Below are 22,447 nucleotides of genomic sequence, written 5' to 3'. Positions count from 1 at the left end.
CCTCTAAGTCGCCACGCTTCACTTGATTGTAGATTGATGTGTCTGTCCCTGTAAGGTCAACGATTTTTCCGTCCTCTGTGATTTCAAATTCAATCGGTTTCGCCCCGTCAGTCAGATAGCCCTCTGGAGCTTTGCTTTCCTCGATACGGTATTTTCCATAAGGTAAGAGGTCAGCGGAAGTAGAAGCCACGCCCTCAATGTCGGTAAGGATTGTCTTTACCACTTCATTCTTGCTGTAAAGTTTTCCCTCGACAAGTACGGCATTGTCATTTAAGGAAATGATTTCAAATTCAGCGTCTTTCAAGGTCGCACTTCCTTGACCTTTGGTATCGCTGGTTTCTAAATCTCGTTTCTGGATTTTCACACCGCCACGGATAACCTTGTCTGATACATGGTACTGATTGCTTCCAGACAGTACGGCAAGGTCGCCGTCCTCGGTAATCTGTGTAAGGTACATTCCCTTAATCTGTTCCTCGCTACCGTTTGCCTGCATATACGCACCGTCAAGAAGATAGCCGTCAGGAGCTTTTGTTTCCTCAACAGTCAGAGTTCCTAAAGGAAGTACATTCTTTCCGTCCTGTGTATAAAAGCTGTCCCCAGATACCTTGTATTCATCAGAAAGGCGGGAAACGTAATGGATAGTGCCGTCGCTGTCCTTTTCAGCGATTGTCTTTGTCACCCATGTTTTGGTAGGCTCACTAGGGAGATTATCAGCGGTATAGTGTCCCGCATAGAATTTCCATGTGAACTCCGCACCCTCTAGGGAAGCGTCGCCCTGTGGAGCGTCTTTCTGTGTTTCCATGTCAATCTTGAATAATTCAATCAAGGTGTTTGTGACCTTTGGCGTATCGGATACATTGAGTGTAGCTGTTTTGCCAGCTTCCACATTTAAAGAATACACAGTGCTGTCCACCTTATAGCCAGCAGGAGCAGAAAGCTCTTTGATGTAGACTGTGCCAGCCTTTACTTCCACGGTATCAGTATTTCCGCTGTTATCAGTCGTAAGGGTGGCAAGCTGTTTCGTACAGCCCTTATCAGAATAGACACCATAGGTCGCACCAACGATAGAGTAAAGTTCGTTCCCGTCGGTAATGCTGGCATTACTGGAAGCCTTTTTAAGGGTAGCGTTTCCTACGGCAAGTTTCGCCCAGAACTGTCCAATGTCCTGTCCCTCGCCAGAGTAGATATAACCGCCACATTCATAGCGTCCCTTGTTTTCACTGGCAAAGGCTTTCGCCCCAGCGTACACCTCGTCCTGTATAGCTTTAGGAATTTCATCATAGGAAGCTCTGACGTTATCGCATTGCCAGCCAAGATGAACGCTCAATCTCTGCCATACGACGCACTGTTTCAAAAGATAGATATGCTGACTGCTCAATCCGCTGTGGCTCTGCACATACTGATTAACATACTCGATTGAGAGTGCAACATCTGAAATCTGGTCGTAGCTCATGCGTGTGCTTGCGTCGGCTCTGGTCTTATAACCGTTGCGGAAGTTGGTGTTAATATCCACGCAGAAAGCGTCCTCGCCCTCAACGGTCATGTGTCCCTCATTGAATGTCGAACCGATAGAGCCGTCATTCATTACTTTTTCAACGATACCGACACGCTCTGCACTTTCTGTCCAATATTGCTTCTCGGAAGCGTGGACTGCCGTTGTCGGCAAAGCGGTAACGATAGTCGCAAAGGCAAGGAAGCCTGTGGCTAATCGCTTCAATATCTTTTTCATAGCTTTTAAAATTCTCCTTTCGTTTGGATATAGAAAAAGCCGTCCATTTCTGAACGGCTGGAAATAGAAAAGGAACGTCAATATCGGCGTTCCATAATCCATACTTATTGAACTGCTAATGTTCAATAAGGTATCTGCGATATTCAATTTTTCAATTTGTGATACTGATATACTGTGGCAAGAAAAGGTATCTCTCTGCTGATTGACACCAATTTTGACACCAATTTTTTATAAAATGACGATTTCTGACGAGTTAAGACAAAATCATAAAATCCGAGAAATCCCCATAAATAGGCACTTACGACACTCTATGAAGTTAGACAAAAGCCACACTGCGATAACAAGAGGTGAGTGCTAATTTTTTAAATAATTTTTTTGGAAAACCTCAAAAAAGCTTGATTTTACGGGCTTTTTCGGGCTTTCCAAATTTTCGATTTTTTCAAAAAATGGCTTACTACACCATTTTTACACCATTTCTACACCAATTTCAGAATCGGGGATCTCCAAAATCCCCTGTAAATTCAAGGAAATCTGAGGTAATTTACTACACCATCAAAAGCAGAAAAATCTGATTTTTTTCATGTTTTTCACCATCATGCCCTTAAAACCTCCAATGCCGGGACAGAAATTCCCATCACATAATCTGCACCAGATCCATCTTCGCAATCTCTTTTTCAATCCTGGACCGGTCTGTGATGTGGTTATAAACTTCCATCGTGACACTGATGTTGGCATGTCCCATCACATACTGAACGACCTTCATATCCAGATCAGACTCTGCCATCCGGGTACAAGCCGTATGTCGGAGAATATGGGCGGAGATGTGCGGCAGCTCTTCCGGCTTTCTCCTCTCCCGCTTTGCCCGCTCATTTTCTTCCTCATTATACGCCTTCACAATATCCCGGAGAATAAAGTTCACGGTAGTGGGCATCATCGGACGTCCGCTCCTGCTCATGAATACGAAATTCGAAAGCCCTTCGATTTTCACATCTCTTGGAATCCCCATCTGAAAATTCAGCCGTCTCTGGGTCTCAAAGGCTTTTGCCACCATCTTGCTCATGGGAATCTCCCGGATCCCGGCTTCTGTCTTCGGCATGGTCACATGAAAATCACACCCGTCTCCATAGTTCTTATAGATCAGCTGATGATTCACGTATACAGTCCGGGTCTTCAGATCCACGTCCTTCCAGGTGAGTCCGATCAGCTCTCCACAGCGGAGTCCGGTTCCGATCATCACCTGCAAAAGCGGCAGATAGATATGAAATACCTCACTGTTCTTAACATAGTTCAACAGATTTTTCTGCTGGTCAAAGGACAGGGCGGTGCGTTTCTTTTCCGGTTCTCCATAATCTCCCAGCGTTCTCTTGGCCGGATTCTTCCGGATGATATCATCATCTACAGCCACCTCAAAGCTCGGTAAGATCATATTATGGAGAAACTTGATGGTACTGTGGGAATATTTCTGTTTGCTCAGCCGGGAATAAAACAGGCGTACATGAGATGGTCTTACCTGTACCACTTTCATCTGTCCGAGTTCATTCCTCACAAGACTGTTCCACATCCTTCTGTAATTGGCCTGTGTACTCTCTGCCAGCTTTCTGGTATCCATGTGGATCTCAAACAGGTCATTGAGAGTCATGTTCTTGCATTGGGTATCGGTCAGAATTCCTTCGCTCTGGTCTTTCTCAATCTCTTTTTCTTTTTTCCTGAGTTCAGCCAGATCCGGAGAATAAACGGCCAGACGTCTGCCGGTCCGTTCATCTTTGTACCGGTACATATAGAGTCCATCCTTGCGCTGGGATTCCCCGGTCCTCAGATTTCTTCCTCTATTGTCTTTTCTTGCCACAAAACCATTCCTTTCTCTAATTTCCACACCTCCCTGTTGTGGGGAATGGTCTTGTCCTGTCTATGAAAAGTATAGCACAAAACCAACCCCACGCACATCCGTGTTGCTCTATTCCGCTATTGCTTCCAGGTATTTTTCCACTTTCTGTACGGAATACAATACCCGGCGGCCGATGGTGATCCGGGCTCCCGCATCTTCCGCAATCTTCCTTGCAGTCATCTGTCCGCAAGAAAGCATAGCGGCCAGACCTTCAATATCCACTGCCAGACGGCAGCTGCTCTCTCTTTCTTTTGTCTGTCTCATTTACCTCATCTCCTCCTTTACTCTTTTCTGCATCCGTCCCAGCTTTTCCTGAGCTGTACGTTTCCGGAAACTCTCCCCTTTAAACTGAACCGGCACGCACATCTCCAGCAGCCGGTCATAAATCCTGGCATGCGCTGTATCCTGCGGATTCTTTAACTCCTGCAGTGTCAGATTGGTCGTCGCAATCAGGGGCTTCCCACTCCGATATCTGCCATCGATCACCGCATAGATCTGTTCCAGTCCGTACTCTGTCCCCCGCTCCATTCCAAAATCATCCAGAATCAGCAACGGAACTCTGCACAGATTTTTTATGTATGTATTCTTCTCTGAAAAATTAGCAGACAGATCATTCAGCACTTCCGCAAAATTGTTCATACGTACTTCTATCTCCTGTTCCAACAGTGCATTGGCAATACAGCCCGCCAGAAAACTTTTTCCGGTTCCCACTGCTCCCCAGAAGAGGTAGCCTGTATTCTCCGCTTTCATTGTTTCCCAGTCTTTCACATACAGCTTTGCAAGCACGGTATTTCCGGAAAGCCCTTTATCATTCTCAAATGTCCATTCCTTCATGGATCTATCCGAAAAACAATGTTCCTTCAATTCTCTGACTACAGCTTCATGGCGCTGCTGTTCCCGGTACTGTTCCTCCTCTTTTCTCTTTTGTCTCCGGCACTCACATTCACGCGGATGTTTTTTTATTCCCAAAACTCCGACTTTCTCCTGATTGAAATAAGCCTCCTTCGGTTCATGGCATTGTCCACAATACAGGAGCCCATCTTTTCCGATGTAATCTTCCCCGTTTCTTTCTCCCGGCTGCATCATGTTCTTTACTGTTTCTTCTACCATCTTGTTCATAGACTGTCCTCCTCACTGCAGGTATAATCCGGAATGTTTTTTACCGGGGCTGACCGCTCTGCCCATCTTCTCAAGGTAACGGCATGATCGGCATATTGCTTTCCACTGGAACGCATATAACTGGACAGTTCCTCGATCAGCCTGTCTAATTCCCGGATCTCCTGTTTCAATTCTCCATATTCTGTTTCGGAGAGAAACACATTGTGATATTTACCATAGGCAGAGCGCGCTTCTCTCTCTTTATTTGTTTGACTATATATCAAGTAACTATTATTTAAGTAATTAGGGGATACTTTTCTATCCCTCACAGGGACAGGTTTCTTTCCCTCATAAGTATCATTTTCTTTCCCTTTGAGGGACACTTTTCTTTCCTTCACAGGGAAACTTTTCTTTCCCTCTGCCGGGATTTTGATATACAGCAGATTCGGTTTGGAAAATCCCTGTTTTTTTCTCACCAGAAGTCCGGCTTCTTCCAGTTCATTCAATGCCTTTTTTACAGTCATGTGACTCTTTCTAAGATCGTCAGCCAGATAAGCAATGGGATAAACCACAAAAATGTGGCCTTCCTCATCCTTCCACCCTGTCTTCCTGGAAAGACTCGCCCGATCCAACAACAGAGCATACAGGACCTTGGCTGTCTGAGTCAGATCCATCCCCAGCAGAAACCGTGGGTAAGGAAGATATACCGGAATCTGGGCCTGATCCGTCATGTATACCATCTGATCTTTATTCTTCACATCCATCCTTTTGTTTCTGTCTGATCTTCCGCCGACGGCTTCGCTTGGATTCATAGCAGGGGCAACAGACAATCACAGTCCGGAAACTCTGCTTGCAGTCTCCAACACATTTCCGGCAGGTGTCATTGTGGGCAACCCGCCCTCTTTCATTGAGAAAAAAAGCCAATTCTTGTTTTCTTTTCTTGCTCATTCTCGGCACAGACATTCCTCCTTCCTGCCATCCTGCCAGTACCTGGTACAGGACAGCGAAATATGGTCGCGTTTCGGTATCATTTTTTGCATTTTTTGCCCTTTACGACAGGCTTTTTTGACCTCAAATATATTTGCCTGGGGTTTATCCTATCTGACGGCAGAAAACGCTGTTTGGTCGTGTTTCGGTATCGTTTTGGAACAATTCATCTGGACTACTTTAACCGCCCCGATAATCCCGTTCAAAATCCCCTGCCATCTTCAATACTTCTTCCCTGAGTGCAAATAATTCCGCGATACAGTGACGGATTTCATCCTCCATAGCCAGCGAACGATCCCCGCCCGTATTGAAGTACCGTGCGATCTGATTCAGATTCACACCAATCTTTCCATACTCGCCTACCAACCTTCGGAGTTCTTCCATATCGGCGACCACTTCTACCCGATGCACGATTTCCTTTTCCACCAAAAGTTTCCGCAGGCATTCGGATCTAGACACCCCAAGGGTTTCTGCCTTCCTATCCAGAAGTTCCAATTCAATATCCGACAGCCGGACTCCGACAAAATGTGGATGGTTCAGTTCCTGTTCCATTCTTCTTTTTCTCATGACTTCATCTCCTTTCTTCTTTCAGTTACTTCAGTAACACCACAAACGGGAGAAACGGCAGTCCTGCCGGAATCTTCCTTTTGTGCTGCGTCCCACTTTCCAGTGGACGCCAATATCTGCCAGATTGGCAGATCATCGAGGGTATGGGGAATCGAAATCCCAAACAAGAGCCCTACACAGGAAAACACGATAGTGTATTACGGGGTGGATCTTGCTCTATAATATTCCCCCCCTCACTTAACGTAACCGGGAGCGGCTATTATACAGGGTCAAAAAGAAATAAATTTTATTCTTATCAACCAGATCCGCTCTTATCTTTTTTGTTCTTTAAAGATCCCCTCACTTAACCCAATCGTCAGAGGCAGAAATACAAGGCGATTCGAAAAATCTGTTAACTTTCTGCTTCAAAAAAGATTTCCCCTCACTTATAGAAAGGAAATTCGTGGATTATACAGTGTGTGGAGACAAAGTTTTTAATAAAGTGCATAAAAAAACATCCCGTCTTTTTTGACCGGATGCCAGATTTTAATTCATAGATTTCTGTTATAAAAAATAGCCACCAGATTTTCCGGCAGCTATTCGCATGTTAAATCATCACCATATTCTTTTTTTATCCTTTCGCACAGTCGATTCCAGCTTTCTTCTTCCTCCTCTGGAGTTCTTTTCGGCAATATCACATCCTTTATATCATCATCAATAGCTTTTACGTATTTATCCGTTAAATCCGGATACTCATCCAACAGCCTTTCGAAAAGTTTATAAAGCCCCCGCTCTGTACACTTAGCCAGACAGGAAGAAAAAAGTTCCATTGTCATCGGCTTTTGCTTATCGATTGCCGCCAGCTCATCTTCGGAAAACTCGAATGTTAAGATAAGGAATTCTTCAAAATTATGTTTTTCTTTGTTGGATAGCTCATCATATTTTTTCATCCCTGCTCTCCTTTCATATGCCTCTATTATAGATACATTTTTCAGTATAGTAAACTATTATTTTTCCCATGATAATGATTATATTACAAACTGGGAAGTGAGCAGAAATGATAAGCTATTCTCCATTATGGGAAACCATGAAGAAACGGGATATCTCCACCTATACACTGATTCATAAGTATGGAATTAATCCCCGAACGATCAATAATTTAAAACATAATAAGTCTATTACCATGTTTACACTAGAAAGGCTTTGTGAGATTTTAAATTGCGAACCAAATGATATAATAAGATTTGAAAAGAATAAAAAATAATATAGGTTCATTACAATTCACTAGCCCTCAGAATACTCTCCCTACAATTTTAATCAGTATCTTTACATCCGATTAATTAATTTGTCTTTATATACTTAAACCCGCTATCAGTTAAGATTTGATAGCGGGTTTTTTGTTATATCAATCCGAAATATTTTTCAAAAAATTCTTTTAACTTATCAATAACAGTTTGTTTTTTCAGTGCCCTATTTGAACCACCTGAAAATCTAGAAATTGGAGGTAATATTTTATCAAGATCTGTTCCTGTGGTTTTTATCTCACCATCTCTAAATGAGTTCTCTATAAATTTTTGAGTTTCATCGTGTTTCAGATTTTCATCTTTGATAATTGTTTCTAAGTCATGTTTTTTTTGCTTTTTGACAAAGTCTTTCCAGTCCTTTTCAACATCTGTTTTTACTGTCATTTGGGCAACGAATCCCTCAATTAGTGCTTTTTTGCTACGCAGCTCAACACTTGCATTTACTGATTTGTTAATATTAGCAAGAATCGTTTTATCCTCACAATTTGATTCATGATATTTAGCTACAAGCATTAGAATATAATCTATATTGACCTCAACCTGCTTGATAAGTTCGATTTCAAAGACAATATCATCGTTGATTCGTTCTTTTTCAATATCACTTTGTTTGGCGTAATTTTGATATAAGTCAATATAAACGCTTTGATAATCCTGTAAATCTCTAACGCATACAAAACTATCACTTTCAAAATCATCAAAACATCTTAAAATATTTTTCAATTTCAAAATACGGCTGAACAGTTTAATAAATTCTTTTTCATTATCCTCTCCAACGATTTGACTGCTTATCGGAAATTCATTTACAAGTCTGCTTACAAGCTCGTTATAACCTTCAATATGTTTTCCATGCTCATCTTCGTATCCGTTCATATATTCATTGTAAGTTTTTAGGATAACGATACCTCTTGCATTTTTGTCTCCAAAAAGTGCCAAGGCATTATTGGTGGCTGTCTCAAGATTTCTAAAACAAACAATGTTTCCAAATGTTTTAACAGAGTTTAAAATACGATTGGTACGTGAAAACGCTTGTATCAAACCGTGGTCTTTTAAATTCTTATCTACCCACAAGGTATTGAGAGTCGTTGCGTCAAATCCTGTTAAAAACATATTTACCACGATCAGTAAATCAATCTCACGATTTTTCATTCGTAATGAAACATCTTTATAATAGTTAGGAAATTTATCAGCGGATGTATCATAACTAACATTGAACATCTTATTATATTCATCAATGGCACTTTCTAGAAAATCCCGTGAAGTCTGGTCAAGACCGCTTGTATCGAAACTTTCATCTTGTAAGATATCATCGGGATCTTCTTCGTTTGGATTGAAACTGAATATCGTAGCGATCTTTAATTTGTGATCGGTTTCCTCCATTTGTTTTTTAAACTCATTGTAATATACAATTGCTGCCGGAATAGATGCGACCGCAAAAATCGAATTAAATCCATTTACTTTTGTTATTATTTTTTGCTCTGATACAGTGTTATTCTTGGACTTAGCCATTTTTTCAACATTCGTAATCACCTTATGGTCATAATAGGAACGGTTTTGATTACGATAAGTTTTCTGCTCAAAATGTTCAAGAATATATTGTGTAATTTCAGACACCCTTTTAGGATCGAGTAAAGCTTTTTCACGGTCAATTGCCTTTACTTGCTTGTCGTATAAAATTTCTGGATTTTTGATTGTGTTGATATAATCAATTCTAAAAGGCAATACATTTCCATCATGGATAGCATCAACAATAGTGTATGCGTGCAGCGGTCTCACATTGTTTCCGTTTTCATCCGGATCACCGCCGAAAACCTGTGCTGTGGTACGCATATTCGGAGCATTGGAACTATTGGAATTTGATGGAAAAATTGGTGTTCCTGTAAAACCGAAAATATGATAATTTTTGAAGTGCTTTGTAATCGACTTGTGCATATCTCCAAACTGAGAACGGTGGCATTCATCGAAAATCATAACAATATGTTTTTTATAAACTTCGTGTTCTTGATTCTTGGATATAAATTTATCTAATTTTTGAATAGTTGTGATAATAATTTTTGCATTATCATCTTCCATTTGTTTTTGCAGTATTTTAGTAGAGGTGTTGCTGTTAGCAGCACCCTTTTCAAATCTGTCGTATTCTTTCATCGTCTGATAGTCAAGATCTTTTCTGTCTACAACAAACAATACTTTATCAATAAAATTCAATCCTTGAGCAAGCTGTGCGGTTTTAAAGCTGGTTAAAGTTTTGCCGCTTCCGGTCGTATGCCAAATATAACCGCCTGCCTCTTTTCTACCAGTTTTTTTGAGATTAGTAGAAACAATAATGCGGTTTAGGATTTTCTCAATTGCCGCAATTTGATAAGGACGCATTACCAATAATAAATCCTCTGAGGTAAACACGCAGTAACGAGTCAAAATATTAAGCAGGGTATGCTTTGCAAAAAAAGTTTTTGTAAAGTCCACAAGGTCCGGAATGGTGCGATTTTTCTCATCCGACCAATAACTTGTGAATTCAAAGCTATTAGAAGTTTTTTTCTTTTTCGTGGCATTTTTTTCTGCATTATCTTTGATATGCTGAAATCTTGTTGTATTAGAATAATACTTCGTATGCGTACCATTGGAGATTACAAACAGTTGTACATACTGATACAATCCGCTACCTGCCCAAAAACTATCACGCTGATATCGATTAATTTGGTTAAATGCTTCCCGAATCGCATTTCCTCTTTTTTTAAGCTCAATATGCACCAATGGCAATCCATTTACCAAAATTGTCACATCGTAACGAGTATCATGTTTTCCTTTATCTTCTTCATACTGGTTTATTACTTGTAAATGATTGTTATGGATATTTGTTTTGTCTATCAGTTTGATATTTTTTACATAACCATTATCAAGGATAATGTTTTGCAGATAATCTTCCTGTATTTTACGTGTTTTCTCTATAATTCCATCATTTCCGTTTGAAATAACGCTGTTATAAAAGTCTTTCCACTCTTTATCGAAAAAGGTGTAGTTATTTAATTTTTCAATCTGAGCACGAAGATTGTCAATTAAGTCCTGTTCACTTTTTATAGTAATGTACTCATAACCCTGACTGACAAGACGATTTATAAAATCCTGTTCAAGTTCTGCTTCGCTTTGATAGTCGGTGCTTTTTCTTTTTTCAGGTGTGTATTCAGCCACCACCGTACTTTCAGTAGAGCTTGCCACAATTTCAAAACTATTCATTTTCCTTCCCCTCCTTTTCAATATATTTGAAATATAAGCTTGAATCAAACCACTCACCGGGTCCCATAAAAGAAAAATAAAATTTCCAATTATCCAAATGCAATTTTTTTGATTGTAAGGTTGGCATAATGTTATTTTTCTTTTCTGTTTTATCAACAACGAAGTTTTTAGCCGCCCAATATTGGATTAAAACATATAGTGCACATAATGCCTCAATAACATTTTTTTGATTTGCATATTCATAAATATTTTTATTATTTTTTTTAGAATCTCTATGATGTTTAATCTCATTGTACACATTCCACCAATTAGGAATATGCCCTTTATCAATACCTTTCCAAGGTTGTACAATTCGATATTTGTATCCAATCAAATTCACTGTCTCTTTAGAAAATGTAACATATGATGAATTAAGTATTTTAATATAATCGCTAATACCACATTCCGATAAATTTAAACTATTATTTATTCTTTGACATAAACTTTTACAAATAGTATCTATTTCACTACAAAGAGCTAGATGTAACTGCAAATATTTTACAGAAAAAGAATTGTTATTACTTTCAGCAATATTACAATAGGGAACAGTATCAAAAAAATCTTTTTCAATTTGAATATAATAATTCCAATAAATATTTTTAAAATCTAAAACATCCATATCATTTATCCTTTTCCTTGAAAGTTAAGAGCTTATTTCGGTAATATTCATATTGCTTTTGTCTTGCATTAATTTCGGCAGGTAATCCATAGCTGATATTGTTGCAAAACCTATCGAAACGGTCAAGAATATCAATAATGCGCTGTTGTTCTGCAAGCGACTTTTTCTTATCTTCTGGATATGGAATAGGAATTTGTAAACCTAAAATTCTTGATGAATTAAGATCTCCTCGTGCTCCCTCTTTTTTTGCAATCAAATCTTCATATTGATTACAAACACAATAAAACACATATTTATATAAAGCTTCTTCGGGATTAATTTCTATTGCTAAACAGTGTTGATTTGTGGTTAATGGTATTTTATTTATAGCACAGCGTCCCGCTGATGCACCTGAAATCGCAACAATTACACAATTTGCAGGTATCCATTTTGCTGATGTTTCTCGCACAGCTAATTCTGTTATAAAACAATCTGTCTTATTGATTTCGTTAAAAACAACTTCTTGCGTTCTAAGCCACGGAATAGTTCCATCAACATAGTAATCTTTATTACTTTTTAGAGGTGTACCACCAGAGCGATTTGATAGTGCTATTTGTTTTAATGATTTTTTATTGGTATTTTTACTCAACAAATTATTTCTATAGTACTCATACTGCTGTTTTCTCGCAGTGAGTTCCTCAGTGAGTTCCTCAGTGAGTTCCGTGAATTTATCTAGTATACGAACAATCTCCTTTTGAATCGGTAACGGGGGAATGGGGATTATGAAATTCTCCGTTACTCGCAAAGAAATTTGAGGTAGCGATCCCATTCCTGAAGCCGCTTTTCGGAAGTGTTCAATATTATTTTTCAGAATATAATATAAATATTTTACTTTGATTGGATTATCTGCTGTATATGCCCACATTTCATTTTTAAAAGTGAATGGTTTATCATAATAAACAGCATCAATCACCCCTCTGGACTGTACCAAAACAGCCGGTACTCTAGTAATATTGGCATTAGGTATATCAGCCTCATGAGCGGTGATGACAGTTTTTCCTCCCGCAAATATTTTGATTTCTCCTTCATCAGATGCAATTTCTTTCATTTTCCCCGCAGTAATAGGAGTACCTTTAATTCTTGTATAATAATTTTTTATTTCCTTAAATTCTACCCCATTTGGGCAAAGTTCCTTTATAAGTTGTTCCAATTTACTCATTATTTTTCTCAACTCCAGTGACTAAACCAGCATCAATCAACGCCTTTTGAATTTCAGCATTATTCTTTATTTCTTCATTCTTTCTTCTAACATTCTCGATAATTCCAATTACCAACCTTCTCAATGATTCATATTCATTCAAGGCCCTCTCTTCATCACAATTACCATGAGCTATTTCACTCAATTTGCTAAATAAATCATATCCATTTTGAGCATATATTGGAGGTATAATGGAACATTCTAAATCAACCCGTTTTAAGACCTCACGAAAATTCAAAAATTTATCATCTTTACCTTGAATTGTTACGCCAGCCTTCAAACCAACTTCATGTGTTATTTTTTCAAATACAGATCTTAAATATATGGTCGCACCTGCTCCAAGCCTTTCTTTATGTGCAATTTCCGCTTTAGCTAACCACTCTGAATATTTATCCTCAATTTCTATAGGAAGTTTTATATTTTCGGGTAATTTAAAATTTTGTTTCACTAAATTAATACTAGGAGTATTTGCAAATATATCGTCAGCTTCAATTAAAAACCAGGCTTGAATATATGGATTACATTTCTGACATTTTGAGTTTTCTGTATCAAAATCTGTACACTTTAATTGGCAGTCAATACTAATCATTTTTTCATTGATGATTAAGCAATGTAGTTTTTTAGGCGAAATAAAGGAATTGCTATCTTGACATATTGTCGAGTAAAAAGGCAAATTAATTGTACCGATTTGTATTTCAATGAAATCTCCTGAAGAAACATAAACTATTTCATCAGTTGCCTCTTCTTCTAGTGATGTATATTTCGTAGAATCAATAAACGATTCCACTTCGCCATGATTTTTATCTCTATCAGATAATCTGCTACTAAGCCTCATATAATTACGCCTCCTCAATTTCAGCTATAATCGCATCAATTTCGGCACGCAATATATTTTCACGTTGAACAATTTGAGTTATTTGCTCTTTAAGCACAGCTATATCAATAACTTCTCTTGTATCCTTGCTTTCAACATAAGTTGAAACAGAAAGATTGTAATCTGCATTTTCAATATCTTCCTGCTTAACAAGAGCAGTAAAATACTTTTCAGTCTTTCGATCGATATAAGCATTTAATATATTCTGAATGTTATTAGGCTCGTTGCTTGCTGTTCCGTCACCCAACTTATTACTGTTGGTAGACTTGACAAATTCTTTTGATGCGTCAATAAACAAGGTTTGGTTGTCGACTTTAGATTTTTTGAGAACCATAATACAAGTTGCAATACTTGTTCCATAAAAAAGATTATCAGGCAACTGAATAATGCATTCGATATAGTTGTTATCAATCAGATATTTTCTGATTTTCTGTTCTGCTCCGCCACGATACATAATACCAGGGAAACAAACAATAGCAGCGGTTCCGTCTGTAGCAAGCCAGCTAAGGCAATGCATAATAAAAGCAAAGTCTGCTTTTGATTTAGGGGCTAATACACCAGCAGGAGAAAAACGAGGATCATTTATCAACGTTCCGTTGTCAGAGCCTTCCCATTTTATAGAGTAAGGCGGATTTGAAACAATGGCTTCAAATGGTTCTTCATCCCAATGTTTAGGATCGATCAAAGTGTCGCCGTGTTCAATGCTGAATTTATCGTAACCTATGTCATGCAAGAACATATTGATACGGCAAAGATTGTAAGTTGTGATGTTGATTTCCTGACCGAAAAATCCATTGCGGACATTATCTTTACCGAGAATTTTGGCAAACTTCAAAAGTAACGAACCACTTCCCACAGCAGGATCGTATACTTTGTTTACTTCTGTTTTCATTTTACCGTTATTATCAAGAAGTGAGATTTTTGTCAGAAGATCAGATACCTCTTGTGGGGTGAAAAATTCACCGCCGCTTTTGCCGGCATTAGAAGCATACATTCCCATTAAATACTCATAGGTGTCCCCAAAAGCATCGATAGAATTATCTTGATAATTACCAAGATCCATATCTCCGATAACGGTGATTAATCTTTTAAGCCTTTTGTTTCTTTTAATAACTGTTGGTCCAAGCTTATTGCTGTTCACATCTATGTCATCAAACAAACCTTTGAAGTTTTCTTCACTTGGACTACCAATAGCAGATGCTTCAATATTTTTAAAGTTCGTTTGCAATATTTCGTTTAAGTTTTCGTCTAAATCAGCAACTTCTACTTCTTTACCGTTTTTTTCTGCTTGCTCCTTTACATCTTTATCTGCTTTTTTAATTCTTTTTAATAAATTTCCAAACAATTCACTTGGCATAATAAAGAAACCTTTTTCTTGTACCATATCATCTTTAACGTTTAAAGCTTCTTCATCGCTGATTTGGGCATAATCAAAATCAGTATTCCCTGCATCCCATTCACCTGTGTTCAGATAAGTTGTAAGGTTTTCAGATATATATCGATAAAACAACATACCTAAAACATATTGTTTGAAATCCCAACCATCGACACTTCCTCTAAGTTCATTTGCAAGTGCCCATATTGTACGGTAAAGTTCTGTTCTCTCTTGTTCTCTTTTATTATCACTCATTTTTATATTCTCCGTTCTTTAATAATTTTTCGTAATCTATATCATTTCGTAATTCTCTGCACAAATCTTTATTCTTTAAAGTTTGTGCAATATCAGCAGGCACTTCATTTCTCTCTTGCGCAGCTAAGTCAAAAAACAACTCTATTTGCTCAGGCTTAGGTTTTAGTAACCGGAGCATTGCAAATTGCCTTTCAGAAGGAGGTGGATTAACTTTACCGCTTAAAATATCGTAAAAATAAGGTTTTTTTATACCAAGTGCGGTGTAAAACTTGACATTTGATAAACCTGCCTCTTTTATCATTTGGGCAAGCAAATTACAGAATTTCATTGAACTATCATCAATCAAGCTATCACCACCTTTAATCATCTATATAGTATGTATGTCTACATACTTACATACTATAAGAATCATAAAAAAAAGTCAATATAAGACTAGCTCTGCAAACAAAAAAGTCAAATGCAATTTCTTACATCTGACTTTTTGTTCAAAATTTTATTTATTGATTATGGATATTAGTATTATGACTACAATACAAATTCTGATTCTCCATTGCATCTTGTAACTGAACGATTCGCTCCTTATTCAATGGAACATATTTTAATCTAATGTCAAACTGACGAATTGCTTCTGCCACAAAGGACTTTCCCTTCAGTTGCTCGTATTCCTGCATATCACATACCACAATCATTTTGGTATACTTCACGCCTTTCTGTCCCTTCTCAAAAAGTAACATTTTTAAAATATCACCTTCAATTTTATGCAATTGTGCTGGTTTCAGTCTGCCTAAATGAGTATGAATTTCTCCGATAATATGATCTTTTTCCGAATATAAATCAGGGCATATTCGTATATCATTTTCTTCAGAAAGAGTCAATATCACATTCGATTGCAAATTCTCGCATAATAAATTTTTCTTTATTTCATCAAATATGTATTTCTCGATATTACATTGTACATCAGAATCAGACAAATGTCTTTTCGTCATAAATATTCACTACTCCTCCTGATACTCCTCAAACAAATCTGTATCCAATGCTTTAATGGCAAAGATTTTTTTTGTGCTCACTCCAAAATCATGTTCAATCATATTAAAAGCAAGTTTTTGTCCATCCATTAGAATAATATGTTGTCCCTTTGCGTATTCAATTGCCTGTTTCGTAAACTTAGAAGTCGTAACAAAAAGTCCTTTTCCTCCCTTACCCGCAATTGCTCCAACAAAAGCCTGAACTTCCGGGCGTCCAACAGGATGATCTAAGCCCCAATGTTTCATCTGCACGTAAATTAAATCAAATCCCAATTTATCTTCCATGATGATGCCATCAATACCTTCATCGTTGGTTCTCCCTGTTGTACTATATGTTCCATACCCCATCTTTTCCATAAGATCCAATACCATTTTTTCAAAAGAAACCGGAGATAATTTCATTACTTCGGTCAAAATATCGTCTGCTAAATTCTGATTGATTTTTTGATATGACTCTTCAAAAATATCATCTGGTGTATCTGTTTGCTCACCTTCCATTTCGGATTGAAGTCTACTCTTTTCTTCTTTTCCTACAAATTCTTTAAATGAATCATACCGAAGCAAATATTTTTGATCAATAACATTCGGATTATCATGAAGGACATCCATTCCATCTTTTGTAATCTGAAATACTGCTCTTGCAGGACTCTCTATCAGACCTGCTTTTTTCAAATAGGTTCTTGCCCAGCCAATCCGATTGGTCAAATAGGTTTGTGTTCCACTGGGCAACAAGGATGAAACGTCCTCCTCTGTTAATTGAAAATATTTTATTACATAAACTTTCAATTCTTTCATCGTATGTGCTTGTCCATCGGAAAGGCACTCTAAAATTGGCTTATGCATCTCATAATACTTTGGTACTGACATTATTTTCCCCTTTTATAAACTATTTATCAATTTCAATAAATATAAACCTTAAACAAACCTATATAAAATATCATGAGTCATTTTACACCTTCCATAATAGATATCTTCAATTTAATCTATACGGGATACTAAAGCAATTACTTTATCGTCGGACTCTTCTCAAGATATTACTCTACACTTCAATAAGTTATTAAATTTTGAAAATTATATCAATGATATTTCCCATTAATCTCATCATAATGAATAATATCCTATTAAATCTCTAACTATTTCTTCTTGATTAATTTTATTAGTTTCTAAGTCTGTTCCATATATTTTGTCCAAAATAGATACATTAAAGTACTTATAGCTATAATTACAAATTTTATTCCATATTTTATCGTTTTTCTTAAACACGTTTTTTAGCATAAATAACAACATAATATTGTGTTTTACATAAAACATATACTTTACATTTTCTTTTACATCCCTGTACTCCCGTACTCTCCATCTACACATTCTTGCTCTTGAAAATGTTCTATCTATCTGTTTACAGATTTGAAATAAAAGTTTGTCTAACTTATTCTCTTTTTGTGGTGAAGATAATAATATCATAATCGCAGAATAATATACATTTATAAAGCTAGATGAATCACAACCACAATCAATCGCAAAAAACTTATTAAAAATTTTTTCTTCGATTTCATTATTTAAAGAATAAATAATATCATTTGCACTAAAATTTACAAACGTAACATTATGCGCCAAAAGTTTTGTTTTAAATAGAGACGATTCATCACCTTCTTCACTATTCACTAAACTTATTAGATTAATAAAATAATTCTGATCTTTTGAAAATAGTAATGGAACCCTTCCATCAATACACAAAAAATGACAATCTTCTCGTTTTGCCGCTGCCAAACTATCCATAAAATAATTGGGGTGAAATAGAGATTCCTGCTCATTCAATCTGTTATAATTTGGATAAAGATTTACTCGCAAATCATTTTTTATCCATACAATTAAATCATCTATAAATTTACTTCCAAATAATATAAATAATCTTTCCAACTCCTCAACTGAACTATATGTTAAATAAATTATTGAAAAACGATCCAGTAAAGCCAAAAGATTAAAATACTTTATGAACATGAGCGTCATAATATCAATTACTATTTTTTCTTTTTGTTTATTGAGCTTTTTCACACTACCCAATCCAACTACAAATTTGAAATTATAGTTATCAGGAATACTTAACATTGCAAGTAAATCGGATCCTAATAATTTTTGAAGTTGATAAAAAGAAATTAATTGGTTTTTATAGTATTCCAAAGCCACATCAAAACGATTTTCCAAATTATCAAGAATATCTCTCGCTTCATCTGTTAATTTAGTTTCGCCCTGTTCATCTGTTTCAATACCTTCAAATTCACTAAGCCAATTAACAACATTAGGATGTGTGTGCTTGAACTCTATTCCATAAATTAATCCATCTTTTTTTCCACATCGAATCATCCTTGTCATATATAGCTGATGCACTGGATCATACACCAAATCCTGTGCAAGATTTTTTGCTTCTGTTATGTATTCAGCACTTTTTTCTAGATCATCTGTAAACAAACATAACTCACTTAGTAGCTCAAGTAACTTAATTTGTCTATCCCTACTCTCCTTCTTAGACAAGTCGATCATTTTCTCCGCTTCTTCTTTTGCTCTATCAAATTGTAGATTATATTTAAGAAGAATAATATAATTTAATCTTTGATCAAAACATTTTATATTTTCTTCACTACTTTCGTAAATATTTATAAGCTCAGTCACATTCATTATTTTTGAGTATATAGTTTCTGAAATACTACGAAATATATTTTCACTAATAATCGTATTATCAAAATCAGTTAGGAGTTGTAATGCCAACTCAATATCATGATCTGCAAGAAAAACAAACGCATCCTGAATTATTTTTTCTTGTCTATTAACAGCAATTTCTCTATTACATATTTTTCTCAAAATAATACAATATGCCTGCTTAAGTTCTACATTAAAAGAGTGATTTCTATAAAATAGTATAGCATTTAATAAATAAAGCCCGTCATTTTCCTGAAGATGAGAATCATAGAACTTTTTGCTTTTCCCTGTTTCTCCTATAATATCATAATATTTCGCATCATATAATTCTAAATATGGGCATTCAATTTTGTTACTGATTAGATTTTTACGTAAATGCTTAAATTCATCTAAATGTTTCAATTCAATTGTTAATTGTAACGCAAAATTATACTTACGTTCCAAATCATTTCCTTTTTCATCATAAATACTATGCAGTACTGATTGAAAAGCTTCTTCTAACTTGCCAGATTCCGCTTTATCAACAAATGAAAGAAATGTCTTGTCTTCTTTACAAAGCAAATTAATATTGTCACTATTCCCCTTAAGTGCCTCATGAAAAATTATACTTCTTTGCGTTTCATAGTCTAACTCACTTATCTCCTCCTCTTCCATTTGAATACTTTCTATCTGTTCAGGGGTTTCACACAAAATGCACGTTGAAATATATACATCCAAAAAATCTTTTCTATACAATTTGAATTCATCCTGTGTAATCTCTTGTTTCACTTTTTGAAAACATTCAAATGCCTTAAATATTTCTGGGTAATCGATTTCTACTTTCAAAAGTCTTTTCTCTTGCTGATTATTTACAGTTGCTTTACTATAGTATAAAATCCCTAAATTGATTAAATTCTCAATTGAATGTTTTTCTTTTTCTGCTTTTAGCATCCATTCTTCTGCCAAGTTATATTCTGCATATGCTTTGTAAATTATCCCTTTTGCCGCAAAAAAATCAGCTCTTCGCTTATCTGTAGAAAGCTCGTCTTCCACCTCATTAAGCAATGTTAATACTTTGTTTTTTTCTTCTCCATTAAATGCCCCCAGCTCACATCTCAACATTCTTGCATAAACATGTTTTGGATCAATAGCAATCGCTTGATCTAACAATTGGATCGCAACATTAACATTATTTCTATTTTCTTTCCAACAAATATAGCCTTCTACATAATAATAATTCGCATTATTCTCCCAAGCACAATACTTTTTTGCATATCCTAGACTTTTGTATGCCCGCTCATATTCCTCCTTATTTCCATAGCATAATGCAAGATTAATATAAATATGGGTTAATAGTCTTCCTTGATCCTTAACATTTTCTTTGATGTCATTAATAAGCTCATTATATTTTGTAATAGCTTCACCAAATATTATTTTATTTTGTAATTCTTCCTCAATTTTCCTTATTTCCACTGAATATTGGGTATCATCCTCCAACTGTCCAATTGAAAGTATCGGTGATACATTTGGGTTGGAATCATTTTGAGTGTTCGCAAATTGCTTTACTAATTTGTCCACATCTTTTCGCATTCCATTGACTTCACTTCTTATTACAGCTACTGATGATGCTATTGAATTATCAACTTCCGATATTTCTTTACATTTTTGGGCAATAAATAATACTATTTCCTGATCTTCAGGAACGAGTCTATCTTCTTTAATTTGAAATTTAATAATATTAGCTGATTCTTCTAATAATTCTTTTATACGCATTTTGAAAATCTTATGTTGCGGATATTCGTTAATAAAATCTTCTGAAAATTTATCTACCATGTAAGATACTGAATTGTCATTTGTACTTAAATAACCAACAACAAACCTCGGCACAATATTTTTTCCCAGATAAAAGGAATGCAAATCGTCAAAAAAACGTTCCCCCTCCATTGGGAATAATACTCTTTCTTCAACAATCCTTGGTATTTCTTTAAAAAATTTTTTATATTTTTCTTCACTTAACAATCCTACTATTTTTTTTGATATAGTGGACTCACCTTTACCAATAATTAAATTAAGAATTTCATCTTTTATCAATTCCATCAATAACACCAACTTTCTTTATCTGTTAACATAGAATACTTCTATTAAATAATTCACATCTCCCGTTATTTTATGTTAATTATTGGGGTAATAATAGGTAAGAAATACCACATGAATATCTGGACTCTTCTGAAAAACCACGCTTAAAATATCAATTTCACAAACCTATTCTAATAATCGATTGAAAAATTCACGAACAGCTGTCGACTAATACAACTGATAATTCTATCTTTTTTCACTTTAACTTAAAATTTACGAACCACAGTTGGAATTAAACTTTTCCCCAAGAAAATCATATGGACTTATCATTGCATTAATTTTTTTCAACACGAATCCATACCCATCTTTTCTCCCCCCAAAAAACAACGGATAATTTTGCATATTTTTAACAGCATGGCACACTTGTTCATGTGCTTTCTTATAGATACTCACGCCATCTTCTGGTACACTTACTTCATGCATATAATTATCTTTGGTATACATACATAAATTGATAAAATCTTTTTCATCGAGATTACAATTATTAAAACTTGTCGAAAGAACGATATCTGTATATGACTTTTTCGCATATTTATAATTAATTGCGCTCATAATGACTAAAAAAGGATATGTCTCAACATACATTTTGAGTTTCTCAGACGATTGGTCTGGAAAAATAGTTCTTATAACATCTCGATCTCCTTTTTTTCCAAAAAAACATGGAGGAAGTTTGCTAGTAACAATTTGATTTTTTGTAATACCACTGACCACCTGTTCGGTAATGACCTCATAAGATATTGGTGATAGCATCATTAAGGATGATCTTTGGCCATCCTTTTTAACAAAAAATAACTTTGACGGGATCAACATAATATATGTTGGATTTAATGGTTCGTCTAACTTTGAGTTAGATTCATTAATCAATTCGAAATATGGTTCTTGAGTCCAAAGATTTTGTACAATTCTAAAATTAGGTTTTCCCTCTCGTTTTGCAGCACCTCTATTACGTATCGATATATATAGAGCACTCACTGATATAAATATTGGTAAAATTTTTAATGCATAATCCAATGAAGTTAATATGATCCTCAAAATATTGTTTCCTCCTTTATCGATCAACCGCAAAATAACATTTAATATACAAGTACTTATTAATATATTTTATCACAATCATTTAAAAAAACAAAGAATTGGCAGTTTATAGATAAACTCTACCTTTTACAGTTTTACCCTTGTTCCCACTACACCATTTACTACACCATTTTCGCAAAAAATGACGATTTTTGACGCTCCCGGACAAAAAGTAAGAACCCGCAAAAGCCTTGTAAAATAAGGCTTTACGGGCTCTGACACCACAGGACAAAACCACCCCAAACGAGCCAAGAGGTGAGTGCTAATTTTTTAAATATTTTTTTCGAAGCCTTAATTGAAAAAGTAAATGCAAGTTTTGAGGGATATAAAAGCCTCCTATTGCATTTGCTACTGCAGTAAGTCCTG

At 35.9% G+C, this 22,447-nt stretch carries 18 protein-coding genes; 1 reads left to right on the top strand and 17 read right to left on the bottom strand.

Annotated features, from left to right (window positions below; all coding sequences use genetic code 11):
* From B5F18_RS11630 to B5F18_RS11595, 7 genes are all read right to left on the bottom strand, one after another.
* Positions 1-1,729: MSCRAMM family protein (locus B5F18_RS11630; protein WP_248283756.1), on the bottom strand; the 1,729-nt coding region annotated here is incomplete at its 3' end.
* A 634-nt stretch (positions 1,730-2,363) separates the two neighbouring features.
* Positions 2,364-3,602 carry a site-specific integrase gene (locus tag B5F18_RS11625; RefSeq protein ID WP_087157821.1) on the bottom strand — a complete coding sequence of 413 codons (1,239 nt, stop codon included), beginning with the start codon at positions 3,600-3,602 and terminating at the stop codon, positions 2,364-2,366.
* An 81-nt stretch (positions 3,603-3,683) separates the two neighbouring features.
* Entirely contained in the window at positions 3,684-3,878 is a 195-nt protein-coding gene (locus B5F18_RS11620) for a DUF6462 family protein (RefSeq protein ID WP_009248769.1), read from the bottom strand.
* On the bottom strand, positions 3,879-4,733 hold the full coding sequence (locus B5F18_RS11615) for an ATP-binding protein (RefSeq protein WP_087157820.1): 855 nt from the start codon (positions 4,731-4,733) through the stop codon (positions 3,879-3,881).
* Entirely contained in the window at positions 4,730-5,476 is a 747-nt protein-coding gene (locus tag B5F18_RS11610; RefSeq protein WP_242955863.1) for a replication initiator protein A, read from the bottom strand. Before B5F18_RS11610 ends, B5F18_RS11615 begins: the two co-directional genes overlap by 4 nt.
* 403 nt (positions 5,477-5,879) lie before the next feature.
* Entirely contained in the window at positions 5,880-6,266 is a 387-nt protein-coding gene (locus tag B5F18_RS11600; RefSeq protein ID WP_087157819.1) for a plasmid mobilization protein, read from the bottom strand.
* A 575-nt stretch (positions 6,267-6,841) separates the two neighbouring features.
* Complete coding sequence (locus tag B5F18_RS11595) at positions 6,842-7,195, bottom strand: hypothetical protein (RefSeq protein WP_087157818.1); 354 nt, start codon at positions 7,193-7,195, stop codon at positions 6,842-6,844.
* Positions 7,196-7,302: 107 nt separating this feature from the next.
* Between B5F18_RS11595 and B5F18_RS11590 the strand changes: the two genes are divergently transcribed.
* The gene (locus tag B5F18_RS11590; protein WP_087157817.1) at positions 7,303-7,509 is read left to right on the top strand and encodes a helix-turn-helix domain-containing protein; all 207 of its coding nucleotides are present in this window, start codon (positions 7,303-7,305) and stop codon (positions 7,507-7,509) included.
* A gap of 136 nt (positions 7,510-7,645) precedes the next feature.
* On the opposite strand, the gene B5F18_RS11585 is transcribed toward B5F18_RS11590, so the two are convergent.
* From B5F18_RS11585 to B5F18_RS11540, 10 genes are all read right to left on the bottom strand, one after another.
* Positions 7,646-10,777, bottom strand: coding sequence for a type I restriction endonuclease subunit R (locus B5F18_RS11585; protein WP_087157816.1), 3,132 nt, complete (start codon positions 10,775-10,777; stop codon positions 7,646-7,648).
* On the bottom strand, positions 10,770-11,435 hold the full coding sequence (locus tag B5F18_RS11580; RefSeq protein WP_087157815.1) for a hypothetical protein: 666 nt from the start codon (positions 11,433-11,435) through the stop codon (positions 10,770-10,772). Before B5F18_RS11580 ends, B5F18_RS11585 begins: the two co-directional genes overlap by 8 nt.
* Before the next feature lies 1 nt (position 11,436).
* Positions 11,437-12,633: a restriction endonuclease subunit S gene (locus tag B5F18_RS11575; protein ID WP_087157814.1), complete on the bottom strand. Its 1,197-nt coding sequence runs from the start codon at positions 12,631-12,633 to the stop codon at positions 11,437-11,439.
* Positions 12,626-13,507: a hypothetical protein gene (locus B5F18_RS11570; RefSeq protein ID WP_087157813.1), complete on the bottom strand. Its 882-nt coding sequence runs from the start codon at positions 13,505-13,507 to the stop codon at positions 12,626-12,628. Before B5F18_RS11570 ends, B5F18_RS11575 begins: the two co-directional genes overlap by 8 nt.
* Before the next feature lie 4 nt (positions 13,508-13,511).
* Positions 13,512-15,176 carry a type I restriction-modification system subunit M gene (locus tag B5F18_RS11565; protein WP_087157812.1) on the bottom strand — a complete coding sequence of 555 codons (1,665 nt, stop codon included), beginning with the start codon at positions 15,174-15,176 and terminating at the stop codon, positions 13,512-13,514.
* Positions 15,169-15,522: a hypothetical protein gene (locus B5F18_RS11560; RefSeq protein ID WP_087157811.1), complete on the bottom strand. Its 354-nt coding sequence runs from the start codon at positions 15,520-15,522 to the stop codon at positions 15,169-15,171. Before B5F18_RS11560 ends, B5F18_RS11565 begins: the two co-directional genes overlap by 8 nt.
* Before the next feature lie 151 nt (positions 15,523-15,673).
* A complete protein-coding gene (locus B5F18_RS11555; RefSeq protein ID WP_087157810.1) occupies positions 15,674-16,162 on the bottom strand; it encodes a hypothetical protein in 489 nt (162 codons plus the stop codon).
* A gap of 9 nt (positions 16,163-16,171) precedes the next feature.
* A complete protein-coding gene (locus tag B5F18_RS11550; RefSeq protein WP_087157809.1) occupies positions 16,172-17,068 on the bottom strand; it encodes a restriction endonuclease in 897 nt (298 codons plus the stop codon).
* A gap of 234 nt (positions 17,069-17,302) precedes the next feature.
* Positions 17,303-20,971, bottom strand: coding sequence for a tetratricopeptide repeat protein (locus tag B5F18_RS11545; protein WP_087157808.1), 3,669 nt, complete (start codon positions 20,969-20,971; stop codon positions 17,303-17,305).
* Between the two features lie 252 nt (positions 20,972-21,223).
* Positions 21,224-22,042, bottom strand: a complete 819-nt coding sequence (locus B5F18_RS11540) for a hypothetical protein (RefSeq protein WP_087157807.1) — start codon at positions 22,040-22,042, stop codon at positions 21,224-21,226.
* Between the last annotated feature and the right edge of the window lie 405 nt (positions 22,043-22,447).

Source organism: Lachnoclostridium sp. An181, from assembly GCF_002160325.1.
GTDB lineage: Bacteria > Bacillota > Clostridia > Lachnospirales > Lachnospiraceae > An181.
Note: the sequence above shows the minus strand (reverse complement) of the source record. Positions and strands in the feature narration are given on the sequence as shown.